Origin of the sequence: Kutzneria kofuensis (assembly GCF_014203355.1) — a bacterium.
GTDB classification, from domain to species: domain Bacteria; phylum Actinomycetota; class Actinomycetes; order Mycobacteriales; family Pseudonocardiaceae; genus Kutzneria; species Kutzneria kofuensis.
Genome location: NZ_JACHIR010000001.1, coordinates 6,831,447 through 6,854,303, shown reverse-complemented (window position 1 = coordinate 6,854,303; position 22,857 = coordinate 6,831,447). Strand labels below are relative to the sequence as shown.

General features: G+C 70.5%; 26 protein-coding genes. 8 read left to right on the top strand and 18 right to left on the bottom strand.

Annotation, left to right across the window (positions count from 1 at the left end; genetic code table 11):
* Nucleotides 1-20 precede the first annotated feature (20 nt).
* Nucleotides 21-845, bottom strand: a complete 825-nt coding sequence (locus BJ998_RS31505; protein ID WP_184866962.1) for an AraC family transcriptional regulator — start codon at nt 843-845, stop codon at nt 21-23.
* A 197-nt stretch (nt 846-1,042) separates the two neighbouring features.
* Between BJ998_RS31505 and BJ998_RS31500 the strand changes: the two genes are divergently transcribed.
* Together BJ998_RS31500 and BJ998_RS31495 are read left to right on the top strand one after the other, a co-directional pair.
* Nucleotides 1,043-2,344, top strand: coding sequence for a M14 family zinc carboxypeptidase (locus BJ998_RS31500; RefSeq protein ID WP_184866961.1), 1,302 nt, complete (start codon nt 1,043-1,045; stop codon nt 2,342-2,344).
* Nucleotides 2,335-2,922, top strand: a complete 588-nt coding sequence (locus BJ998_RS31495; protein ID WP_184866960.1) for a TetR/AcrR family transcriptional regulator — start codon at nt 2,335-2,337, stop codon at nt 2,920-2,922. The genes BJ998_RS31500 and BJ998_RS31495 overlap by 10 nt, the downstream gene beginning before the upstream one ends.
* Here BJ998_RS31495 and BJ998_RS31490 read toward each other — a convergent pair.
* Entirely contained in the window at nt 2,912-3,073 is a 162-nt protein-coding gene (locus BJ998_RS31490; protein WP_184866959.1) for a hypothetical protein, read from the bottom strand. The genes BJ998_RS31495 and BJ998_RS31490 overlap by 11 nt on opposite strands.
* 37 nt (nt 3,074-3,110) lie before the next feature.
* Between BJ998_RS31490 and BJ998_RS31485 the strand changes: the two genes are divergently transcribed.
* Nucleotides 3,111-3,452, top strand: coding sequence for a winged helix-turn-helix transcriptional regulator (locus BJ998_RS31485; RefSeq protein WP_184866958.1), 342 nt, complete (start codon nt 3,111-3,113; stop codon nt 3,450-3,452).
* A 122-nt stretch (nt 3,453-3,574) separates the two neighbouring features.
* On the opposite strand, the gene BJ998_RS31480 is transcribed toward BJ998_RS31485, so the two are convergent.
* Complete coding sequence (locus tag BJ998_RS31480; protein ID WP_184866957.1) at nt 3,575-4,402, bottom strand: SDR family NAD(P)-dependent oxidoreductase; 828 nt, start codon at nt 4,400-4,402, stop codon at nt 3,575-3,577.
* Nucleotides 4,403-4,482: 80 nt separating this feature from the next.
* Here BJ998_RS31480 and BJ998_RS31475 point away from each other — a divergent pair, with 80 nt between their 5' ends.
* Entirely contained in the window at nt 4,483-6,075 is a 1,593-nt protein-coding gene (locus tag BJ998_RS31475) for an MFS transporter (protein ID WP_184866956.1), read from the top strand.
* A gap of 5 nt (nt 6,076-6,080) precedes the next feature.
* Here BJ998_RS31475 and mftE read toward each other — a convergent pair whose 3' ends face one another.
* The 12 genes from mftE to mftA are packed head-to-tail and all read right to left on the bottom strand — an operon-like array spanning nt 6,081 to nt 17,607.
* Nucleotides 6,081-6,764: a mycofactocin biosynthesis peptidyl-dipeptidase MftE gene (mftE, locus tag BJ998_RS31470; protein WP_312890417.1), complete on the bottom strand. Its 684-nt coding sequence runs from the start codon at nt 6,762-6,764 to the stop codon at nt 6,081-6,083.
* Nucleotides 6,761-8,122 carry a mycofactocin biosynthesis glycosyltransferase MftF gene (mftF, locus tag BJ998_RS31465; protein WP_184866955.1) on the bottom strand — a complete coding sequence of 454 codons (1,362 nt, stop codon included), beginning with the start codon at nt 8,120-8,122 and terminating at the stop codon, nt 6,761-6,763. The genes mftE and mftF overlap by 4 nt, the downstream gene beginning before the upstream one ends.
* The gene (locus BJ998_RS31460; protein WP_184866954.1) at nt 8,119-8,904 is read right to left on the bottom strand and encodes a mycofactocin-coupled SDR family oxidoreductase; all 786 of its coding nucleotides are present in this window, start codon (nt 8,902-8,904) and stop codon (nt 8,119-8,121) included. The genes mftF and BJ998_RS31460 overlap by 4 nt, the downstream gene beginning before the upstream one ends.
* On the bottom strand, nt 8,901-9,719 hold the full coding sequence (locus BJ998_RS31455) for a mycofactocin-associated electron transfer flavoprotein beta subunit (RefSeq protein WP_184866953.1): 819 nt from the start codon (nt 9,717-9,719) through the stop codon (nt 8,901-8,903). The genes BJ998_RS31460 and BJ998_RS31455 overlap by 4 nt, the downstream gene beginning before the upstream one ends.
* 3 nt (nt 9,720-9,722) lie before the next feature.
* Nucleotides 9,723-10,013, bottom strand: a complete 291-nt coding sequence (locus tag BJ998_RS31450) for a ferredoxin family protein (protein ID WP_184866952.1) — start codon at nt 10,011-10,013, stop codon at nt 9,723-9,725.
* Nucleotides 10,010-11,365 (bottom strand): FAD-dependent oxidoreductase, encoded by a 1,356-nt coding sequence (locus tag BJ998_RS31445; protein ID WP_184866951.1) that lies wholly within the window; start codon nt 11,363-11,365, stop codon nt 10,010-10,012. Before BJ998_RS31445 ends, BJ998_RS31450 begins: the two co-directional genes overlap by 4 nt.
* Complete coding sequence (locus BJ998_RS31440; RefSeq protein WP_184866950.1) at nt 11,358-12,275, bottom strand: mycofactocin-associated electron transfer flavoprotein alpha subunit; 918 nt, start codon at nt 12,273-12,275, stop codon at nt 11,358-11,360. Before BJ998_RS31440 ends, BJ998_RS31445 begins: the two co-directional genes overlap by 8 nt.
* Entirely contained in the window at nt 12,272-14,212 is a 1,941-nt protein-coding gene (locus BJ998_RS31435; protein WP_184866949.1) for a mycofactocin system FadH/OYE family oxidoreductase 2, read from the bottom strand. Before BJ998_RS31435 ends, BJ998_RS31440 begins: the two co-directional genes overlap by 4 nt.
* Nucleotides 14,212-16,080: a mycofactocin system FadH/OYE family oxidoreductase 1 gene (locus BJ998_RS31430; protein ID WP_184866948.1), complete on the bottom strand. Its 1,869-nt coding sequence runs from the start codon at nt 16,078-16,080 to the stop codon at nt 14,212-14,214. The genes BJ998_RS31435 and BJ998_RS31430 overlap by 1 nt, the downstream gene beginning before the upstream one ends.
* Complete coding sequence (gene mftC / locus BJ998_RS31425; protein WP_184866947.1) at nt 16,077-17,237, bottom strand: mycofactocin radical SAM maturase; 1,161 nt, start codon at nt 17,235-17,237, stop codon at nt 16,077-16,079. Before mftC ends, BJ998_RS31430 begins: the two co-directional genes overlap by 4 nt.
* Nucleotides 17,237-17,506, bottom strand: coding sequence for a mycofactocin biosynthesis chaperone MftB (mftB, locus tag BJ998_RS31420; protein WP_184866946.1), 270 nt, complete (start codon nt 17,504-17,506; stop codon nt 17,237-17,239). Before mftB ends, mftC begins: the two co-directional genes overlap by 1 nt.
* Before the next feature lie 5 nt (nt 17,507-17,511).
* Nucleotides 17,512-17,607 (bottom strand): mycofactocin precursor MftA, encoded by a 96-nt coding sequence (mftA, locus tag BJ998_RS31415; protein ID WP_063753630.1) that lies wholly within the window; start codon nt 17,605-17,607, stop codon nt 17,512-17,514.
* 77 nt (nt 17,608-17,684) lie between these two features.
* On the opposite strand from mftA, the gene mftR reads away from it, so the two are divergent.
* From mftR to BJ998_RS31400, 3 genes are all read left to right on the top strand, one after another.
* Nucleotides 17,685-18,320, top strand: a complete 636-nt coding sequence (gene mftR, locus BJ998_RS31410; protein WP_184866945.1) for a mycofactocin system transcriptional regulator MftR — start codon at nt 17,685-17,687, stop codon at nt 18,318-18,320.
* 85 nt (nt 18,321-18,405) lie between these two features.
* Nucleotides 18,406-19,641, top strand: coding sequence for a cytochrome P450 (locus tag BJ998_RS31405; RefSeq protein ID WP_184866944.1), 1,236 nt, complete (start codon nt 18,406-18,408; stop codon nt 19,639-19,641).
* Between the two features lie 7 nt (nt 19,642-19,648).
* Nucleotides 19,649-19,846, top strand: a complete 198-nt coding sequence (locus BJ998_RS31400) for a ferredoxin (protein ID WP_184866943.1) — start codon at nt 19,649-19,651, stop codon at nt 19,844-19,846.
* Nucleotides 19,847-19,972: 126 nt separating this feature from the next.
* Here the strand turns inward: BJ998_RS31400 and BJ998_RS31395 are convergent, their stop codons facing one another.
* Complete coding sequence (locus BJ998_RS31395) at nt 19,973-20,404, bottom strand: VOC family protein (protein ID WP_184866942.1); 432 nt, start codon at nt 20,402-20,404, stop codon at nt 19,973-19,975.
* A 258-nt stretch (nt 20,405-20,662) separates the two neighbouring features.
* Between BJ998_RS31395 and BJ998_RS31390 the strand changes: the two genes are divergently transcribed.
* On the top strand, nt 20,663-21,511 hold the full coding sequence (locus BJ998_RS31390; protein ID WP_184866941.1) for a mycofactocin-coupled SDR family oxidoreductase: 849 nt from the start codon (nt 20,663-20,665) through the stop codon (nt 21,509-21,511).
* A gap of 54 nt (nt 21,512-21,565) precedes the next feature.
* On the opposite strand, the gene BJ998_RS31385 is transcribed toward BJ998_RS31390, so the two are convergent.
* On the bottom strand, nt 21,566-21,829 hold the full coding sequence (locus BJ998_RS31385; RefSeq protein ID WP_221338186.1) for a PqqD family peptide modification chaperone: 264 nt from the start codon (nt 21,827-21,829) through the stop codon (nt 21,566-21,568).
* Between the two features lie 260 nt (nt 21,830-22,089).
* Nucleotides 22,090-22,842 carry a thioesterase II family protein gene (locus BJ998_RS31380; protein ID WP_184866939.1) on the bottom strand — a complete coding sequence of 251 codons (753 nt, stop codon included), beginning with the start codon at nt 22,840-22,842 and terminating at the stop codon, nt 22,090-22,092.
* Between the last annotated feature and the right edge of the window lie 15 nt (nt 22,843-22,857).

Below are 22,857 nucleotides of genomic sequence, written 5' to 3'. Positions count from 1 at the left end.
GCCGTACTAGCGAGATCCTCTCACCGGCTTGCCCGATCCTGGCTGGGCGGCGCGCCGAACAGGCGCCGGTACTCCCGGCTGAACTGGGACGGGCTGTCGTACCCGACGCGGTAGCCGACGCTCGTGACGTCGACCGGACGGTTCGCCAGCAGCAGCCTGGCCGACTGCAGCCGGATGTTCTTCTGGAACTGGATCGGGGTCATCGCCGTCACCAGCCGGAAGTTCCGGTGGAACGCCGGCACGCTCATGTCCGCGAGCTCGGCCAGCTCCGCCACCCGGAACGGCCGCGGGTAGTTCTCCCTGATCCAGCGCACCGCCCGCGTGACGCGGTTTCCGGCGCCGATCTGACGGACCGCGTCGCCCTGCTCCCCGGTCAGCAGCCGCCAGAGGATCTCCCGCTTGTACAAGGGGGCCAGCGCCGCCCGGTCCCGTGGCCGGCCGAGCAGGCGCAGCAGCCGCACCACCGCGTCCAGCAGTTCGTCCGTCGCGTCACTGACGGCGATTCCCGGCCGCGCTGTGGTGTTTCGAGGCTTGTGCGCGAGCATCCTCGCGATCTCCGCCGGCTCCAGCGTCATCCCGAACGCCAACGCCGGGCCGGTCGCGTGCCCCATCACCGGCAGATCCACCGACGCCACCAGGTACTGGCCCGCGCCGTAGTCGTGCAGCCGGTCCCCCATCGCGAGCCGCTTGCCGCCCTGCGCCACGATCGCCAGCACCGTGCCCGACATCGCCGCCTCCGGCGCCGTCGCCCGATCCGTCCGGCAGATCCGCACCCCCTCGATCGCCGTGCTCGAATCCGGCCGCGCATGCCGTGCCAGCAGCTCGCGGAACTCGTCCTGCAGCATGCTCCGATTGCAGCACGACACCACCCGTCATCCGACGGCTGTGGGCGGATCGGGCAAGAACTCGGCAGGATCGAGCTGTCGCGTCGGGAGGTGGCGGGCCGCTGTCAACTGTGTCCCCGACTTGAGGGAGTGCGTCCGACCTCGATCTCGGTAATCTCGTTACGAAAGTAGTCGGATTACCAAACCGGAGGTGGCTCGTGATCCCGACCGTCGACCAGGTGGTCTCCGATGTCGAGAAGCTGACCGCCGACCGGCCGGAGGTGTGCCGGACGCGCCGGATCGGCACGTCCCGGCTGGGCGAGCCGCTGCGGATGCTGTCGGTTGGCCACGGCCGCCGCAACGCGCTGGTGGTGGGCTGCCCGCACCCGAACGAGCCGATCGGCCTGCACACGGTGCTGGACCTGGCCAAGCGGGTGGCGGCGACGCCGGAGCTGCGGGAGGGCATGGACTTCAGCTGGCACTTCGTGCCGTGCATCGACCCGGACGGGACGCGGCTGAACGAGGGCTGGTTCGACGGCCCGCTGACGATCCGCAACTACCACGAGAACTTCTACCGCCCGGCCTTCGACGACCAGCCGGAGTGGACCTTCCCGGTGCTGGACGAGCGGGCGTTCTTCGACCGCACGCTGCCCGAGACGCAGGCGCTGGCCCGGGTGATCGACGAGCTGCGGCCCACCTTCCAGTACTCCTTGCACAACGCGGACTTCGGCGGCGTGTTCTTCATCCTGAACGGGGGCTTACCGGGCATGGCGGAGGATCTGGGCACCGTCGCGGCGGAGCAGCGCGTACCGCTGTCGCTCGGTCCGGTGGACACGCTGGGCTGGGAAACCGCCGCGCCGGCGGTGTACCTGATGCCGCCGGCGGAGACGGTGATCCAGGAAGCGGCGCGGGGAACGCGGGATTCGGTGCGGCACGGCGGATCCAGCGCCCACTACGCGGAGCGCTACGGCACGACGACGCTGATCACCGAGGTGCCGATGTGGCACGACGCCCGCGCGGACGACCTGTCCGACTCGGGCCGGTCCTACGCGGACACTCTTCGACACGCGGCGGCCGAACTGCGAGACGATAGTGCTGTGTTGTCCGACTTGTACGAGCAGATGCGGCCGCGGCTGGTGGTGCCGACCCCGATGCGGCGGTCGATCACCGACACGCTGGCCACCGCGTCGTCGGCGGCGGCCGCCAACGACGCGATGGCCGAGCGCACACCGGCCCGGCCGGCCACGGTGGCGGAGGCGTTCGCGACGTCGACACTGGTGCACATGCTGCGGCTGCGGGCCAGCGGCATGATGCGCCGGCAGTTGGCCGTCGAGCACGCCGCCGGCAACCAGCCCCCGACGTCCCGGAAGGTGAAGCGACACCTCGACGGCCTGTTCGACACCTGGTGCGCCGCCGCGGAGACCGACCTGTCGCAGGACGCGTTTCCGGTGCGGCAACTGGTGTCCGTGCAGTCCGAGGCGGCGCTGGCGGTGGTCCGAAGGCTGGCGCCATGCGGTTGACCCGGTCGCAGTCGCGGCAGCGCAACCGGGACGCGCTGATCGACGCCGCGCTGGTGGAGATGGCCGAGCGCGGCTACCAGCAGGCCCGCCTGGACGACATCGCGGAGCGGGCGGAGCTGACCACCGGCGCCGTCTACTCCATCTTCGGCAGCAAGCGGAACCTCCTGCTGGCCGTCGTCGCGCGGTACGCCGACGAGCTGGACGGCCGGCTCGCCGAGCTGTCCGATCCCCGCCTGTCGCTGGACGAGGTGCTCACCGGCTGCGCCGACGCCTTCCACCACGTCGCCACCGCCTCCGACGCCCGCCGCCGTTTCGCCTTCGAACTGGAGCTCGCCGGCCTGATGCTGCGCGACCCGACCGTCCTGTCGCTGACCACCTCCGACCGCCTCGCCGCGCTGTTCGTCGGCCGGTCGTACCAGGGCGGCGAGGTCACCGACGAGCAGGCCGAGCAGCTCGCCCCCGCCCTGGCCGCGCTGCTCGGCGGCCTGGTCCGCCGCGCCGTCCTCGAACCGGGCACGGTGGACCAGGAGTACTTCCGCCGCTCGGCGCTGGCCCTGACCTGCCTGCTCAGAACGTGAGGACGAGCTTGCCGGGGACGCCGGCGTCGGCGCGGCGGTGGGCTTCGACGGCGTGTTCGGCCGGGACGGCGTCGGTCATCAGCAGCGTCTGTCCGTCCCGGACGCCGAGCAGGTCGAGGGCCTGCTCGGCGGTCTGCCCGGCCAGCGGCACGGTGGCGGCGGCGACGGGGGTGGTCTACAAGGCGTTCATGGCTACCTGCCCGACCCGGCAGGTGCTGGCCACGATCGTGGAGAAGTGGGCGGCGCTGGTCGTCTCGGCGCTCGCCGACGGCCCGCGCCGGCACGGCGAGCTGTTGAAGACGATCCGTGGCGCGAGCCAGAAGATGCTCACGCAGACGCTGCGCAAGCTGGAGCGGGACGGCCTGCTGACCCGCACGGTCACGCCGAGCGTCCCGGTTCGCGTCGACTACGAGCTGACGCCGCTCGGCCGGACCCTGGTGCCGGTCCTGATGGCCCTGAAGACGTGGTCGGAGACGCACATCGAGGAGGTCATGGCCGCGAGGGACGCCTTCGAAGCACCGGATCGGTAGCAAGGCAAGGCGGCCTTGCCCGCGCCCACCGCCACCAAGGCCGCCTTCGTGGCGTACGAAAGCGCACCGTGGCCGGGAAGACCACGGTGCGCGGGCGGAGAACTGTCCGATGTAGACGTCGCTCAGACCTCCAAGCCGACTCGGCGGGACGCGAGGTCCCACAGCTTGCGGGCGTTGTCCACGTCCAGCACGACCGGGTTCTCCTCGGCGCGCTCGTTCTTGAAGTAGTAGCCGCCGGTCAGCTTCTCCTCGGTCTCGCACAGGTACACCAGCCGCTGCCCGGCGACCTCCGGGGTGTCCAGCAGCTTCTGCAGCGGCTTGCCCAGCGGCGTCCTGAGCAGCATCCGCTGGAACTTCATGTCCCGGGAGAACTCGCTGGCCACGATGCCCGGGTGGTAGTCGGCGGTCTCGATGTCGGGGTTGCGGCGGGCGTACTCGCGCAGCAGCAGCGCCGCGCCGACCTTGGTGGTGGTGTAGACGTCGTGGGCCTTGTAGCGGTGCTCGCTGTCCAGGTCGTCCAGGTCGATGTGGCCGTGCTTGTGCACCATCATCGTGGACGTGTTGATCACCCGCCCTGAGCTCTCCCGCAGCCGGTCCGTCAGCAGCCGGGTGAGCAGGAACGGGGCCAGGCAGTTGACCTGGAAGTTGAGCTCGTTGCCGTCCTTGGTCAGCTCGCGCTTGACCCACATGCCGCCGGCGTTGTTGGCCAGCACGTCGATCCGCGGGCAGCGCTCGAGCAGCGCGTCGGCCAGCCGGCGCACGTCGTCGAGGTCCGCGTAGTTGCAGGTCAGGGCCGGCTCGCCGAGTTCCTCGGCGATGGCCGCGGTCTTGGCCGCGTTCCGGCCGACCGGGATGACCTTGACGCCGTCCCGGTGCAGCTGCCGGGCGGCGGCGGCGCCGATGCCGGCGCTCGCCCCGGTCAGGACGACGATCTTGCCAGCAGCACTCATGATCTTTCTCCTCGCAGGTCGGAACCCTTTTTATACATTCGTACTATACGAACGTCAGAGACGTATGTATAGTTTCGGCCATGACACACGCCACGCAAACCCCGCGCCTGGCCGGACGCCGCGAATGGATCGGCCTCGCCGTCCTGGCCCTGCCCTTGCTCCTGGTCTCGATGGACATGACCGTGCTCTACTTCGCGATCCCGTCCATCGCGTCGGCGCTGCAGCCCTCCGGCACGCAGCAGCTGTGGATGATCGACATGTACGGCTTCGTGCTGGCCGGACTGCTGATCACGATGGGCAACGTCGGCGACCGCATCGGCCGCCGCCGGCTGCTGATGATCGGTTCCGCGATCTTCGGCCTGGCCTCCGTGACGGCCGCGTTCGCCACCGACCCGACGATGCTGATCGTCGCCCGCGCCGTGCAGGGCATCGGCGGCGCCACCCTGATGCCGTCCACGCTCGCCCTGGTGCGCAACATGTTCCAGGACGAGAAGCAGCGCCGGTCCGCGATCGCCGTGTGGTCCACGGCGCTGTCCGCGGGCGCCGGCCTCGGGCCGGTCGTCAGCGGCCTGCTGCTGAACAACTTCTGGTGGGGTTCGGTCTTCCTGATCAACGTGCCGGCCATCGTGCTGCTGCTGGTCCTGTGCCCGGTGCTGATCCCGGAGTTCCGCCTGGCCAGGGGCGAGGCCGGCCGGTTCGACATCGCGTCCTGCGTGCTGTCGCTGGGCGGCGTGCTGTCGGTGATCTGGGGCCTGAAGGAGATCACGGTCAACGGCTTCGGCGTGCTGCCGGCCGTCGCCATCGCGGTCGGCCTGGTGCTCGGCTACGTGTTCGTGCGGCGGCAGAAGACCCTGAGCCACCCGATGATCAACCCGGAGCTGTTCCGCAACCGCGACTTCGGCGCGTCCCTGACCGTCAGTCTGGCCTGCTTCTTCTGCATGATCGGCTCTGGCATCTTCACCACGCAGTACCTGATGGAGGTGCTGCACATGAGCCCGCTGGAGGCGGCGCTCTGGACGCTGGTGTCGCCGGTCGTGGTGACCATCGCCGTGCCGTTCGTGACGGTCGTCGCCCGCACCGTCCGCCCCGCGTACATCATCGCTGCGGGCTTCCTGGTCGGCACCGTGGGCTTCCTGGTGATGACCCAGGTGGGCACCGACCGCAACATGTTCGTGGTGGTCGCCGGCACGATCGGCGTCGGCCTGGGGGTCGCAGTCGCGCTGACCTGCATCACTGACATGGTCGTCGGCGCGGCTCCCGCGGAGCACGCCGGTTCCGCCGGCGCCCTGGTGCAGACCGGCCAGGAACTGGGCGGTGCGCTGGGCATCGCGGTGCTGGGCTCCATCGGCGCGGCGGTCTACAGCGCGAACTTCGACGCCACCGCCCCGCACAACGTCCCGGCCGCCGCACTCGATGCCGCCCGGCAGACCGTCGCCGGCGCCTCCGAGGTGGCGCACCAGCTGCCGGCCGCGCAGGGCAACGCGCTGGTGGCCGCGGCCCAGGAGGCCTTCACCGGTGCGGTGCACATCGCGTCCCTGTCCGGCGCGGCCGTCGCGCTGGGCACGGCGATCTTCACCATCGCTCTGCTGCGGCGGATCAAGCCGACGCCGCCGCAGTCCGCCGTCAAGGACGACAACCAGGCGAAGGAGGTGCGCGAGCCGGCCGCGGTCTGACGCGGTCACGAGACTGGTGTCCAAGTGTCGTACGCCGAGAGCAGGCCGGCCGTCCACCGCTCCAGGACGAGCCGGCCTTCTCCGCCGGACGCGCCACTCGGATCGCCGAGAACACCGTTGGCACTCACGGACACAACTCCAGAGCGGACCAGCAGCGGCATGATCTCCCTGAGCGGCCGGCAATCCCCCGGCTCCAGGAGATCAAGGCGCACGGATTCGGGGCGCAGCGCCAACATCACCGAGGTCTCGGTGCGACCGGCGTGACTGTCCACAGCGGACCCGGTCGGCGACCAGCAAGTGACGCACCGACCCTCGTGGCCGAGCCGGCGCACCGCACGGGACACCGCCGCGGCGTTGCCGCCGTGCCCGTTGACCAGCAGGACGCCGGCGAACGCGTCGGCCGAGCGAACCAGTTCCAGCACAAGGGTTTCGACCCCGTCGAGACCGATCGACAGCGATCCGGGGAAGGCGGCATGTTCACCACTGGAGCCGTACGAGAAGGCGGGGGCCACGACCACCCGGTCACGGGCCTGCGCCAGCCGGTCGCACAGCGCGGCGGCGATCTCGGTGTCCACGGTGAATGGCAGGTGCGGGCCGTGCTGCTCGGTCGAGCCGACCGGGACGGCGAGCACGCTGGTGGCGGCGACGGCCTCGACCTCGGGCCAGGCCATGTCGATCAGGCGGTTCACGTGCGGCCGACTCCGTCCCGGCCGGGCCAGTCGGACAGGTCCGGCAGCAGCGGTTTCACGGTGCCGTGCCGGACGGCGCCCCACCAGACGCCGGCGCCGTACGCGAGATCGTCGGCCACCCGGGCGGCGAGCCAGCCCGGCAGGCCGACGTTCGCGCCCCGGCTGTACCACTCCTCCACGTGGCGGGCGAAGGCCGCCAGCAGAACCCAACGGCCCCACCGGGTCGACGCCAGCACCGGGATGGCCACCGGCCACCACGACCGGACCACGGCGTCGCCCAGCAGCCGCCCCGCGCCGACATGGCCGCGAACGGCGAGCTGCACGGACTCCGTCGCCGGCACACCGACGTCCTTCAGTTTGCGTGGCAGCAACGACGCGGTTGTGCCGGCGACGGCCCCACCCAGCAGCGGCCGGCCGGCGGCGACGAGCGCCCAGGCGAGGGCGCTCCACAGCGAAACCTTGACCGGGGCGACCTTTCGTCCGTGGCGGATGGCCAGCGGGGCGGCGGAGGTGCCGTAGCCGAAACGCTGCCGCAGCCAGGCGTTCCAGGTCTCCCGGGGACGGTGCCGCACTGTCGCCCTGGGCTCGTAGCGGACCTGGGCGCCGGCCTCGTGGAAGCGCCACACCAGGTCAACGTCCTCGCCGAACCGCATCTCCTCGTCGAAGCCGTTGTGGTCCACCAGGGCCGAGAACCTCACGACCAGCGCCGCCGACGGGACGTAGCCGACGCGGCTGCCCGGTCGCACCGGCGCCTCGGCGTCACCGAGATCAAGCGGCGAGCGGAGTTCCTCGTAGCGTTCGAGCATCGACGGGCCGGGAACGCTGCGCACACGCGGAGCGACGGCGACGACACCCGGGTCCTCGAAGTGCGGGAGAATCGTTGCCAGCCAACCTGGTTCGGGCACCACGTCCGCGTCCAGGAACGCGACGAGCTCGGTGCCGGCCAGGCGCCAGCCGGCGTTGCGCGCGGCGGCGGGGCCCTTGGCGCTGGAGTGCCGCACGATGGCCTCGGGAATCGGTTTCGTCGATCCGTCGTCGACCACCAGAACCTTCGCCACCTCGGACAACGCCGGCAGCAGCCGGGCCAGGTCATCGGCGTGGTCGCGCACCGGTACGACGACGGTCACATCCTGCGCGGTGAGGCTGGTGATTTCCCGCCGTGGGTGTAGAATTCCCTTACGCACCAGCAGATCAGCCAACTTGAGATCGTCAGCGGTCACCGGCTCGCCGGCGAGCCAGGAGTCCACACGGGACGAAGCCTTGGCGGACAGCCTGAGCACGACGTACGGCGAGCCGCCGAGAATCAGGTTGCCGATGCGGCGCGCGCCGGGATCGAGCTTCACATACAGCGGAATCATGCAGTGAACCCCCCGTCGGCGTGCACAACGGTGCCGGTGACCGAGGAAGCGCCCTTGCTGCACAACCAACACACGACGTTGGCGACCTCCTCGGGCCGCAGCAACTGCTCGGTGAGGTGGTAGCGGCTGAACTCCTCGACGTCGGCCAGGTCGTACAGGGCGGCGCTGGCGTCGAGCAGGTTCGTGCGCGTGCTGCCCGGCGACACGGCGGTCGCGGTGATGCCGGTCCCGCGAAGATCGTGCGCCAGACCGCGGATCAAGCCGACAACGGCGTGCTTGGTGGCGTTGTAGCCGGCGGCGTGCCAGAGGCCGCGATGCGCGGCGGCGGAGGCGAGCGCGACGAACCGGCCCGAACGGGGCTGCGCGGAACGGAGCATCACCGGGATCGCCGCGCGGGCCAGGTTCGCCACGCCGCGGACGCCGATGTCCAGCTGCAGCTGCCATTCCTCGTCGCTGGACTCCCACAGCGGATGCCCGCCGGCGATCACCGCCGCTGCGGCGACGGCCGCGTCCAAGCCGCCGAACTCCCGATGAGCGATCTCCGCCGCCTCGATCAGCGCACTCGTATCCCTGACGTCGGCGACGACCTCGCGGACCACATCGGGGAACCGACGGGCCAGCGTGACCAGTTCTTCCTTGGACGCCAACGAGTAGCCGAGCCCGGGGATGTCCTCGCAGATGTCCACGGCGACGACCCGCCAGCCGTCGCCGGCCAGCTGGCGCACGACGGCCGCGCCGATGCCACGGGCCGCGCCCGTCACCACCGCGACTCGTGGCGTCATGTCGTGTCCCCCAGATAGCCGTGCTTGGACAGGTACTCGAGCAGCAGGTCGGCCGCGGCCGCCGCGTCGGGCGGCGTGACCACAGTGGCGGAGCCGGTGGCGGCCAACGCTTTCGTCAGTGCAACTATGCGGTCTCTGGCCTGATCGGCCACGGGTATCGGAAGAATTCTGGCGCGCGGCCGGTATGCCCGGATGGGCCCGGCCTTCACTGTCCATCCGGGAACGACTGGCCGCACGACAGGGATCTTCGTGTTACGGGCGGCCAGCATCGCCGGTAGGCCGGCGCGGCGGGGCCGGATCACCGGTTCCACCGAGCACACCGCCGGCAACGGAATCACCAGCCGCTCACGGCGGCCCTTGTCCAGCCTTCGGAGTCCACTGAGGACGGCGTCCTCGACCTTGAGTTCCAGTAGCCCCAACGCCTGCGCTGCGTCGGTGAGCGCGGCGAGGTAGCCGGGGATCGCATCGGAGTCGTCGCCGAACACCACGACATCGGGAGGGCCGTGGTGTTCGGCGACGGCGGCCAGCAGCGCCCGGGCGGCGGCCTCGTCATCTGTCGGGTCGACCTCGACACGGAGCGCGCTTTCCGCGCCGGCGGCCAATGCCTCGCGCAGCATCTCGTCAGCCTGCGGCGGACCGATCGTCACGGCGACGGTCCGGCCGCCGAGCGCCTCGGCGATGCGGAGCACGTGTTCCAGCGCGGCCAGGCCGGCGGCGCTCGCGCCCGGCCGGCCCTCCTCGGTGCGCACGATCCCGGTGAGCTGGTCGACCACGGTGCGCGGGCCGGGCCAGTTCAGCGCGGCGACGACCAGCATCACTCACCCCTTCCGGAAGGCGACGCCGTGGCCGCCGTCGGGATAGGTCCAGCTCAGGGCGCCGTTGCCGGAGCAGACCTGGTAGCAGGTGCCGCATTCGAAGCACTGCTCGTAGTTGAACAGGATGCCGCCGTCCGAGGTCGGCACGAACAGCTTCGCCGGGCACGCGTACACGCAGTCGGTGGTCCGACACGACCGGCAGACCTCCGAGTCGACGGTGATGTGCGCCCGTTCGGCGACATCGAAGTCCACTGTGGACATGCGGTCGTCGAAGGCCGGCTGTCCGTAGCTCATCCGAACGACCTCACTCCGGTCAGCGCGTCGGACAGGAGGTCCCTGGCCTTGATGCCGTGCCACTTCATGACCCGCCGCATCAGCTTGAACAGGCCGGGTTTCGGGCGCGGATTGTCCACGTGGAACAGCCCCTGCGCGAGGTCGCACAGCAGCGCCGGGTAGTCCTGCTGCACGCGTTGCCCCAGCACGAGTCCGGGCACGCGGCGCAGCTTGCGGTGGTCGCCCAGCACGAACGACTCGTCCAGCATCCGCCGGTACGACGCCAGGCCCGCCTTCGAGGTGTCCTTGGCTCTGATCGCGTCGACGGCCGCCCGGCCCGCGTACATGCCGGCCCCGATGGCGAAGTTGACGCCCTCCAGCCAGATCCCGGCCGCCAGGCACATCGCGGCCGCGTCCCCGGCGACGAGAAACCCGTCGCCGACGAGGTCCGGCATGGTGTCGTAGCCGCCCTCGGGGATCAGGTGGGCCGAGTACTCCAGCAGCTCGCCGCCGCGGACCAGCGGCTCGACCGCCGGGTGCCGCTTCAGCTCGGCGACCAGTTCCTCGGGGCGGATCTTCCTCGCGGCCAGGCCGTGCGGGTCGACGACCACGCCGACGCTGACCGAGTCCAGGTTGGTGTAGAGGAAGCCGCCGCCGGGGATTCCCCCGGTGCAACCGAGGATCTCGATGTCCACGCCGTCCCGGCCGGTGACACCGAACCGCTCGTCGACGACTTCCCGGGGCAGGCGCAGGGTTTCCTTGACGCCGAGCGTGACGTGCCCGGCCGGCTTGCCGGCGAACATGCCGGCTTCCTTGGCCAGGAAGGAGTTCACGCCGTCGCAGGCGATCACGACCTTCGCCGTGAGATCACCGTCCGGCCGGTCGGTCCGGACACCGACCACCGCGCCTTCGGCGCTGCGCAGCAGCCCGGTCGCCACGGTGGAGGGAACCACCACCGCGCCCTCTTTCTCGGCCAGGCCCGCGAGCCAGCCGTCGAGGTCGGACCGGTGGGCCGTGGCCCCGTTGTAGGGCGGGCCGCCCCAGGCCTGGGTGCGGAAGTCCACCGTCAGCGCCTGCGTCGGCGTCATGATCATCGTGCTGCGGCGGGTCACCCACCGCTGCACCGGCATCTGCTCCCACCAGCGCGGCACCAGCTCGTCCAGCACCCGCCCGTAGACCACGCCGCCGTACACGTTCTTCGCGCCGGGATAAGGTCCCCGTTCCAGCAGCACCACTGAATGACCCGCACGGGCCACTTCCAGCGCCGCCGCCGAGCCCGCCGGCCCCGCGCCGACCACGACCACGTCGACCTCGCGCTGCGGGGGCGCGGTGATGACGGCCGACCTCGTTCCCGGGCCCGCGTGCTCAGCCATGGCTTTCCTCCAGCCGCCGCGCCAGTTCCGCCAGCACCGCCGGCGCGTCCGCGACGATGCCCAGGTCCGCCATGGCCGTCATCGGGCAGCAGGGATCCGTGTTCACGCTGATCACGTGCCTCGGCGCGCCCAGCCCGCCGACGTGCTGCGCCGCCCCTGAGATCCCGAACGCGACGTACAGCTCGGGGTCGATCACCACCCCGGTCGTTCCGATCTGCCGCTCGTGCCCCGCGAACCCGGCATCCGTCACCACACGGGTGGCGCCTGTCGCCGCCCCGAGCCGCTCCCCCACCTTGGTCAGCAACTCCATCTGCTCGTGGCCGCTCACCAGCCCCGCCCCGGCCCCCAGCACCCGGCGGGCCTCGGCGAGATCGGCGTCCTGCGCCTTCGGCGTCTCCACCCCCAGTGACCGCGCATCGGCGACATCGCCGCAGGTCAACTCGATCTCCAGGATCCGCGGCGGCTCCGGCTCGGTTGCCGCGCCCCGCACGCCGGGTTGCAGCGTCACCACGAACGGCCCGTCCGGGGTGAGCTCCTGCAGCCCCTGGCTCCCCCGCCGCAGCACGTCCGCGCCCTTGGTCGTCACCGCATTCGCCCCGCTCAACAGTGGCCTCCGCAGCGCATACGCCAACCTCGGCGCCAGATCGCGCCCATCTGCCGCGGCAATGAGCACGACCGCTCGCACAGATCGCAGAAGAGGCGCCAGCGCGGCCGACAGCGCGCCGGGGGCGACCGTCGGGCTCTCGGCCACCCAGGCCGTGCGGGCGGCGATCAGCTGCTCGGCCGCCGGCTTGGCGTTCGTGCCCACCACCAGCACGGACCCGCCGGCCTCGGCGGCGACCTCGTCCGCGCCCAGGGGCAGCTCGCCGTCGCGAACGACAAGGACGGCAAGGAAGTCGGTGTCGATCACAGCGACACCCCCACGCGGTGGCCTTCGATCACCGCGGCATGGGCCCGGCGCGGCGTGAGGCAGTCCCCCACCCGGTGCACCTCGAAGGGCGCGCCCTTGAGCTCCTTCCACAGGCCGTCCTCCGGCTCCTGGTGCACGGCGCACACCACCCAGTCGAAGCGCTCGGTCACCATCTCGCCGGTGGTGTGCTTGAGGAGCTGAACCTCGACGCCTTCAACAGCGCCCATGACGACCTCGTCAGTCGTGAGAGTGATGCCCTTGTGGTGCGCCCGGAGCAGGAACATCTCCATGTCCAGGGTGACGCCGAGGTCCTGGCCGACGACCATGCCGGGGGTGCTGATCCGGACCCGGCACCCGCGGTCGGCGAGCAGCTCGGCGACGGAAGTGGCCTGGTGGAAGCCGAGTTCGTCGACGATCAGAACATCACCACTCGGGGCGGCCCGGCCCTCCAGGACATCGCGGACGTCGACGACGGTCGACAGGCCGCCGGCCCAGTAAGGCAGCTTGGGTCGAGCACCCGTCGCCAGCACGACCGCATCCGGCTGCTCGGCCTTCAGCGCCTCGGCGGTGGCTTCGACGCCGGTGCGGACGTCGACGCCGTGGCGCTTGCACTCGGCGAGGAGGTTCCTCGGCAGGTCGAGGAATTCGGCGCGGCTGGGGACCGTTGCGGCGAGGGCGGCCTGGCCGCCGGTGACCGGGGAGCGTTCGAACAGGGTCACGTGGTGTCCGCGTTGGGCGGCAGTCGAAGCGGCCTGCAGGCCGCCGGGACCGCCGCCGACGACGAGAACCCGCCGGCCACGCAGCCGTGGGGTGGGCAGGGGAACGGATTCGTTGCCCGCGCGGGGGTTCTCGATGCAGCCCAAGGTGTGGTTGAGACCCATCCGGCCGACGCACTCCTGGTTGCACGACAGGCAGGTGCGGATGTCGCTGACGTGCCCGGACCTGGCCTTGGCCATGAACTCGGGGTCGGCGATCTGTCCCCGCACCACGCCGACGAGATCGCAGTGGCCCTCGGCGAGCGCCCGCTCGGCCTGCACCGGGTCCTTGATCCGGCCGACGCCGACCACCGGCAGCTTCACCGCCTGCCGCATGGCGTTGGCGATGAACAGGGCGTAGCCAGGGGGAACGGCCATCGACGCCTCGATCATGAACAGCGTCGAGGTGGCGACGCCGATGGAGGTGTTGATGTAGTCGACCTGGCCGGTGGCCTCGACCAGCCGCGCGACCTCGACGGCCTCGTCGAGGGTGATGCCGCCCTCGATCAGCTCGTCCCCGCACAGCCGGACGCCGAGCGCCCGGTCGGGGCCGACGGCGTCCCGGACGGCGGAGACGATGTCCAACAGGATGCGGGATCGGTTCGCCAGCGAACCACCGTAGCGATCGGTGCGCTTGTTGGTGGCGGGCGACAGAAAGCCGCGCACGATCGAGGAATGCGAGCACTGGAGCTCGACGCCGTCGAAGCCACCCTCGGCACAGTGCCTTGCCACCAGGGCGTAGCCGGCGATGATCTCGGCGATGTCCCTGTCGTCGACGGCCTTCGGCACCTCGCGGAACAGCGGATCCGGCACCGGCGACGGCGCCAGCACCGGCAGCCGCGAGTACAGGCTGGACGCCTGGCCGCCGTTGTGGTTGAGCTGCGCGAAGATCGGGACGCGGTGTGCGTGCACGGCGGCGGTGATCCGCCGATACCCCTCGACCACGGCCGGGTTGAAGCCGTGGATCAGCTTCTCGTACGGCCAGTCGGACGGATGCGTCGAATGCTCCTCGGTGATGATCAGCCCGACCCCGCCGGCCGCCCGCGCGGCGTAGTAGGCGGCGTGCTGCGCGCTGGGCAGCCCGTCCTCGGCGTAGTTGGTCAGGTGCGCGGAGAACACCACCCGGTTGGCCAGTGTCACCGGACCGACCCGGAACGGCGAGAACAGGAACCGGAACGCCATCAGCCGACCCCCTTGGCGGCCCGCCGGCCCTCCAACACGGCCTCGTAGAGGGTCCGGGGCGCCACGCAGTCGCCGGCCCGCACCTCGCCCGGCGTCTCGTCGGGCAGCCGATGGCCGCAGTGGATCACGAGCCCGCAGGGGATCTCCTGCTTCTCACCGGTGATCACGTGTTCGACCACCACGCTCGCGTCACGGACGGCCAGCAGCGTCGACCGCTTGATCAACCGCACGCCGGCGCGGTGCAGCCGGGCGTTGGCGTCGGCCAGATCGCCGGTGACGGCCAGTTGAGTGCCGACAACGGCGTCTCGCGTCACGACGGTGGTCTCACGGCCGGAACTCGCCAGCAGCTCGGCGATCCGGGCCCCGACCGAGTCGCCGACCGGGTCGAACACCACGACCGGCCCCTCAGGCAGATCGTCGATGCCGGCACGCAGCACGTCGGCGACATCCAGCACCCGGCCGCCGTCGATGTCGTACGAACGCGGCCCCGGCACCGACCCCGTGGCCAGCACGACCGTTCGTCCACCGAAATCGGCGCTGGTCGCGACCTCGCCGGTGCGGATCTTGACGCCCAGCCGGCGCACCTCCGACTCCAGCCAGCCGACGAAGCTCTCCAACGGCGACAACCGCAACGAGCCGCCCAGCTGCGAGTCCCGTTCCACCAGCTCGACCTGATGCCCGCGATCGGCGAGCGTCCGCGCCGCCTCCAGGCCGGCCGGACCGCCGCCGACGACGAGCACCTCACGCGGGGCGGTGGTCGGCGTCGGCGGCTCGTCCTCCGTCTCGTAGCCGCTGCCCGGTTCGACGACGCAGCTCACGACGGCGTTCCGGCCGTCACGGACGCGGCACCGCTGGTTGCACAACAGGCACGGCCGGATCCGCTCGGGCTCCCCGTTGGCGCACAACGACACCAGGTTCGGCTCGGCGATCTGGGCCCGAGTCATCTCCACCAGGTCGGCGACACCGTTCTCCAGCGCCCATTCCGCCTGCCCCGGCGTGACGACCGACCCCTGCAGGATCACGTCCGCGACGCCGCCGACGGCGGTCCGGATGTCTCGGCACAGGTCGATGTTGAAGCCGGCCGGCGTGTGGAAGTCCGGCCGGGTGGCCGAAGCGGACATCGCCGAGCCACGGACGACCGTGATGTAATCGACGGCCTTCGCCAGTTCCGCGGCGACGCCGCCCGCGTGCTCCGGCGTGATGCCGGCCCACGGGGCGAGTTCGTCACACGACAGCCGCAGCCCGAGGATCCGATCCGGGCCGAGCACATCCCTTACGGCACAGAGCACCTCGCGGAGCAGCAAGGCGCGGTCGGCGCCGTACGCGTCGGCGCGCTGGTTCGTCAGCCCGGAGAGGAACTGGCGCAGCAGGCTGTGCTGGCCGGCGTCGATCTCCACGCCGTCCACATCGGACTCCATCGCGATGGCCGTGGCGAAGGAGAAACCGGAGAGCAGCCGGTCGATCTCCGGCTCCTCCATCTCCATCGGCAGTTCCCGGCTGGCCACGTCCGGCACCCGGGACGGCGCCCACAACGCCGTGCGCGAATACGCCGACGAGCCCTGGGAACCGGCGTGGCCCAACGACGCCACCACGAGCGTCCCATGTGGACGGCACGCCGTCACGGTCGCGGCCCAGCCGGGCTGGCACTCGGCCGCCAGCGGGGCCCGTTCGTACGGCCAGTCGCTGTCGTCCACGCTGGCGGTCTCGGTGACGACGACACCGGCCCCGCCGGCCGCTCGGCGCTCGTAGTACGCCACGTGCCGCAGCGAGATCGCCCGCCCACGGCCCAGATTCGTCTCGTGCGGCCCGAACATCACGCGACTGGGCGCGGTTCGGCCGGCCAGCACGACCGGAGTCGTCAGGATCACCGCATACCCGCCAGTGGACTCGTGTCGCAGGCTCGGTCGGCCGGCTTTCCGAAGCCGATCGACACCGGCACCGGCTTGCGACGGGAATGATCGCCGGACGGCTTCGGCACGGTGCCGGCGGAGGCGAGCGCCAGTTCCCCGTAGCCCTGCACGCACTCGGGGTCCGGGCCGTCCATCGGCAGGCCGGTGAAGAACTTCGCGGCCATGCAGCCGCCGCGGCAGCTGTCGTAGGCCGAGCAGGACGAGCAGGTCCCCGCCGACGTCGGGCGGCGTAGGTCGGCGAACAGAGGGGAGTTCCGCCAGACCTCGGTGAAGCCGCCCGGAGCGCGTACGTTGCCGGCGAGGAACTGCTCGTGGATCGCGAAGGGGCACGCGTAGACGTCCCCGATGGGGTCGATCAGGCACACCACCCGGCCCGCGCCGCACAGGTTCAGCCCCGGCAGCGGGGTCGAGCCGAGCGCGTTGAGGTGGAAGAAGGAGTCGCCGGTGAGGACCCCTTCCCCGTGTGCCACCAACCAGTTGTACAGCTGCCGCTGCTGCGCGGCCGTCGGGTGCAGCTCGTCCCACACGTCGGCGCCGCGTCCGGACGGGCGCAGCCGGGTGATCCGCAGCTGCGCGTCGAAGGAGTCGGCGATCGCCGCGAAGTCGTCGAGCTGGTCGACGTTCCGCCGGGTCATCACCACGCTGATCTTGAAGTCGCGGAAGCCCGCGTCGGCCAGATTGCGCATGGCGCGCATGGCCGTGTCGAACGAACCGGGCCCGCGCACGGCGTCGTTGACCGCCGCGGTCGCCCCGTCCAGCGAGATCTGCACGTCCACGTAGTCGCTGCCGGCCAGCCACCTCGCCCGCTGCTCGGTCAGCCGAACCCCGTTGGTGGAGAACTTCACGCCGACCTGGTGACCGGTCGCGTACTCCACCAGCTCCCAGAAGTCCGACCGCACCGTGGGTTCGCCGCCGCCGATGTTGACGTAGAACACCTGCATGCGCTGCAGTTCGTCGATCACCGCACGACACTGGGCGGTGTCCAGCTCGCGGGGGTCGCGGCGGCCGGACGAGGAAAGGCAGTGCACGCAGGCGAGATTGCAGGCGTAGGTGAGCTCCCACGTCAGGCAGATCGGCGCGTCGAGGCCGGTTTCGAAGTGGTCGACCAGCTTCATCAAAGCTCCCGCGGCTGGATGGTGCCCGCGTCAGCGAGTCCGGCGAGGGCGTGCAGGTAGGCGGCGCGCTGCCCCGCCACCACTCCAACATCGTCCAAAGTGGAGTCGACGTCGGCGTGGTTTTCCAGCGAGGCAACCACCTCAGCGAGCTGCTTGGTCTTCAGGAAGGACAGCCGGCGGGTGGTGAAGTCGTAGACCAGCGCGCCGAACGGCTCGGGCCGCAACGCCACCTGGGGTGCACGGCGATACGGTCGCTTCGGGTCGAACATCGGGCTCAGTACACGCCGCACATGCCGTCGATGGAGACCTCCTCGACGAGGAGCTCGTCCACATCGTCCGAAGTAGTGGGCGTTTCCGTGTCGTTCGCCATGACACACTCCTGTCGGGCACGGCTTCCTCGGGGACAACGACGAAGCTAATGACACCCGGTGCCGATTGGAAGACAGCATGGCGAAGGTCGGGGGAAACACCCAGTCTTGCGGCCGCGGCGGGCGGCAGCGCGTCAGCACCCACCTCGACCTGGAGCATGTCGCGCTGGAGTTGTTCACCGAGCAGGGCTACGAGGCCACCACGGTCGACCAGCTGGCCCGCGCCGCGGGCATGAGCCGGCGCACGTTCTTCCGCTACTTCCCGTCGAAGAACGACATCGCGTGGGGCGGCTTCGACCGCGAGCTGGAGCGGCTGCGCTGCTGGCTACGGGACTGCGCGCCAGGACTGCCGGTGATGGACGCCGTCCGCCAGGCCGTGGTGGCGTGCAACCGGCTCGACGCCGACGAGATTCCCTGGCACCGCAAGCGAATGGCTCTCATCCTGCGGGTGCCGGCGCTGCAGGCGCACTCCACGCTCCGGTACGTCCAGTGGCGACAGGTGATCGCCGACTTCGTGGCCCCGCGCCTCGGCCACCCCGCCGATTCCCTTGTCCCGCAGTCGATCGCGTACGCCACGCTCGGCGTCGCCATCGCCGCCCACGAGCAGTGGCTGGCCAACGAACACGCGGATCTGCCGCAACTGCTGGACTTCGCGCTGCGAGAACTGGCGTCAGGCTTCACTTTGCCGCCCCTGGCCCGGGTTAGGGGTGCCTAGGGGGCTGCGATCCCCGATGCCGATGGCCGACCGTTCCGGCGAGGACTGTCGTCCGTGAGGCGCCCCTATCGAGAGGTAAGCACCCATGACCGCCGAAGTCACCACCGCGCCGAGCGCTGTCGAGGCGCCGCCGGCGTTTCCGTTGAGCCGCAGCAAGTGTCCGCTCAGCCCGCCCCCGGAGTACGCGCGGCTGCGCGAGGAGCAGTCGGTCAGCAAGGTGACGCTGCGGGTGTCGGGCAAGCAGGTCTGGATCGTCACCCGGCACGACCAGGTCCGGCAGGTGCTGGGCAGCCCCGACATGAGCTCCAACTGGAAGCTGCCCGGCTACCCGCTGCAGGTGCCGCTGCCGCCGGAGGTGCTGGAAACGCTGGAGCTGCCGCTGGTCGCGATGGACCCGCCGGACCACACCGTGCGCCGCCGCGCGTTGATCCCCGAGCTGACGGCCAAGCGCATGCAGGCGTTGCGGCCGCGCATCCAGGAGGTCACCGACCAGCACATCACCGCGATGCTGGCGAAGGGCGGCCCGGTCGACCTGATCCAGGAGCTGGCCGTGCCGGTGCCGTCGCTGGTGTTCTGCGAGCTGATCGGCGTGTCCGGGGAGAACGTCGGCTTCTTCCGCCGCTACGCCGAGCAGATGGTCAACCGGGACATCACCCCGGAGGAGATGGGCGCGGCCCAGTACGAGATGGAGATGCACCTGCAGGGCCTGGTCGCCGCCAAGACCGAGAATCCCGGCGACGACGTGCTCAGCCGGGTCATCGCCAAGAACAACGAGACCGGCGAGCTGGAGCACAACGACCTCGTCGCGCTGGCCCGGATGCTGCTGTTCGGCGGCTTCGACACCACCGCCAACATCATCGGCCTGGGCACCGTCGCGCTGCTGCAGAACCCGGAGCAGCTGGCGCAGGTCAAGGCCGACCCGTCGCTGATGCCGAAGGCCATCGAGGAGCTGTTCCGCTACCTCAGCATCTCCGACTCGGCGACCGCCCGCGTGGCCACCAAGGACATCGAGATCGACGGGGTGCTGATCCGGGCCGGCGAGGGCATCATCGCGCTGAACGGCTCGGCCAACCGGGACGACCGGTTCTTCGACAACCCCGATGCGCTGGACATCCACCGCGAGGCCAAGGGACACCTGGCCTTCGGGCACGGCAACCACCAGTGCCCCGGCGCCAACCTGGTGCGGGTCGAGCTGGACGTCGTGTTCACCACCCTGTTCTCCCGGATTCCGACGCTGCGGCTGGCCGCGCCGGTCGAGGAGCTGGAGTTCAAGCACGACCAGCTGATCTACGGGCTGTACTCGCTGCCCGTGACCTGGTGAGACCGCCATGCGGATCCGCTACGACCGGGAGCGCTGCGTCGGCTCCGGCGCGTGCGCGTTCACGCTGCCGGACATCTTCGACCAGGACGAGGACGACGGTCGCGTTCTCGTCCTGGTGGAAAGGCCGGGCAGCGAGCGCAGAAAGGCCGTCGAGGACGTCGCCGCGAGCTGCCCCGTGTTCGCACTGACGGTCGAGGACGATTAGTAGGGAAAACACCAGAAGCCGCCCCGGATCAATTCCGCCGGGGCGGCTTCCGCGTGGCTCACAACAGAGAATCCCCCTGACCAGTCGCGGTCAGGGGGATTCGTCGTGAGGGGCCGGAACGCCCGGCTAGTCCGGGGAGGACTGCAGCTCGATGAGGTTGCCGTCGGGGTCGCGGAGCAGTGCGATGCGCGTGTCCTCGCCCCATTCCGGGACGTCCGCGGCCGGCTGCACGACGGTCGCGCCCGCGGCCAGGCAGACCTCCTGAGCGGCGTCGACATCGGCCACCCGGAAGCACAGCAGACTGGCGTCGCCGGCCGCGCGGGACAGCTCGACCGTGCCGGCCTCGGGGGTCATGACCTGGCGGTTCATCAGGGCCAGGTACGGCTTCTGGAACTCGACGTCGAAGCGGGCGTAGGGCCACTGCTCGTCGCCCTTGGCCAGCTTGGCGCCGGTCAGCTCGGGCAGCACAGCGTTGTAGAAGCGGAAGCATTCGACGTACTTGGTGACCAGCAGCCGCGTGTGCAGCGTGTCAACGAGAATCGGTGGCCGGGTGCCCATGTGCGCTCCTCACGAAATGGGACGGCGGACTTCAGATAGGACCTGCCGATCACGGTAACCGCCGTGGGAACCCTTTCACACCCCTAGTTGACCCGTAAATAGATGAGCCCGAATACTACGCTACGTGGGCACGGAACAACCCCTGGTGTCATCCCCCTAATGAGACTGGTCGCTTCACTAAGGGGGGTTGGGGTCCGTACGGGTCACGACCGACAATCAATTCCGGCTGTCGACAAACAAAACCAGTGGGAGGGCCTGATGGGCCGGGTAACGGACAAGGTCGTGGCGATCACCGGCGCGGCTCGCGGGCAGGGCCGCAGCCACGCCGTGCGGCTGGCCGAGGAGGGCGCCGACATCATCGCGATCGACCTGTGCGAGGACGTCGAGATCGCCGAGTACGCGATGGCCACCCCCGAGGACCTGGAGGAGACCGCGCGGCTGGTGGAGAAGACCGGCCGCCGCATCGTCACCCGCAAGGCCGACGTGCGCGACTACGCGGCGCTGAAGACGGCCATCGCCGAGGGCGTGGCCGAGCTGGGCAAGCTGGACTCGGTGATCGCCAATGCCGGCATCAGCCCGATCGGCCAGGGCCGGCCGGTGCGGGCCTTCACCGACACCCTGGACATCAACCTGGTCGGCGCGATCAACACCGTGCACGCCGCGCTGCCGCACCTGGCCGACGGTTCGTCCATCGTGGTCATCGGCTCGGCCGCCGGCCTGATCCCGGGTCGCGGCGGCAACGGCCCCGAGGGCCCCGGCGGCGCCGGCTACAGCTTCTCCAAGCAGACGCTGGCCGAGTACGTGAACACGCTGGCGCTGCAGCTGGCCCGGACCGGCACCCGGGTCAACGCCGTGCACCCCAGCAACTGCAACACCGACATGCTGCACAGCGCCCCGATGTACAAGACGTTCCGGCCGGACCTGGAGAACCCCACCCGGGAGGACGCGGAGCTGGGCTTCGTGGCGTTCCAGGCGATGCCGATCCCGTACGTGGAGCCGTCGGACGTCTCGCACGCCGTCACGTACCTGGTGTCGGACGAGTCCCGCTACGTCACCGGCCTGCAGCTGAAGGTGGACGGCGGAGCCCTGGTGAAGCTCGGTTTCTGAGCACGACTCGGACCGGGCACTCGTGGTCGGTGCCCGGTCCGTCCCGTGTTGCTGCTACGGTGTGGCGCCGACGATCCCGGCGTCGCAGAGCTCGTCGACCCAGACGTCCAGGTCGGCCTTGATGTTGGTGGGATCGGATTCCCACGCCCCCGCCAGGGTTCTGGCGGCCGTTTCCACATCGCCCCCGTGCTGTCGCAGGGCGATCCACATCGCCGTGCCCACGGTGTCGCAGCGGAATCTGATGCCCGTCGCGGACGAGACCAGTTCCAGCTGCCCGTCGTTGAGCAGCGCGGCAGTCACGCCGGCAGTCGGTTTCACAGGCACGTGCACCCCACTCAGGTTCTCTCCGGTGACCTCGCTGTCCTGCCGGGGTGCGTGGCGAGTCCCGGCTTTCTCCAAGCAGGTGGCCGATTGGTTGGTTTGCGGACACAGGATTGTCGGCCGGTCCGGGTAGCCGGACCGGCCGTTCTCATTTCCTCCGACGCCGCCGACCCGGGATGACGGTCCCAGGCCGACGGTGCTTTCTCCGGTGCCGCCGGCCCGGGATGACGGTCCCGGGCCGGCGGCGTCGTCGTGCGTCAGGCGGCCAGCACCGCCCGGGAGCCCGCGGCCGCCCGGATCAGCCGCATCGCCGCGGTCGCGTGGTCGTTGATGAAGAAGTGGCCGCCCGGGTAGACCTTCAGGTCGAAGCGGCCGTTGGTGTGGTTGGCCCACGCCTGGGCCTCCCGCGCGGTGACCATCGGGTCGTTGTCGCCGGTGAGCACGGTGATCGGGCAGTTGAGCAGCGGGCCCTCCTGGTACCGGTAGGTTTCCACCGCCTTGTAGTCGCTGCGGACCGACGGCAGGATCATGCGCAGGATCTCCTCGTCCCCCAGAACCGCGGAGTCGGTGCCGCTCAACGACTTCAGCTCGTCGATCAGGCCGTCGTCGCTGGCCAGGTGCACCCGCTCGTCCCGGTGACACGACGGCGCGCGCCGCCCCGAGGCGAACAACGCCAGCGGCTGGGTGCCGCCCTTCTCCATCCTGCGGGCCACCTCGAACGCCACCATCGCGCCCATGCTGTGCCCGAACAGGGAGATCGGCTTGTCCGCCAACGGTTCCAGGTGAGCGGCGATGATGTCCGCCAGCTCGCCGATCGAGTCCACACAGGACTCGGACCGGCGGTCCTGCCGGCCCGGGTACTGGATCGCGATCACGTCGATCTCCGGCGAGAGCACGCGGGAGACCGGGAAGTAGAAGGTCGCCGAGCCGCCCGCGTGCGGGAAGCAGACCAGCCGCGTCGGGGCGTCCGACACCGGGTGGAAGCGGCGGATCCAGGCATCGCCTGACATGACGGGTACGTCCTC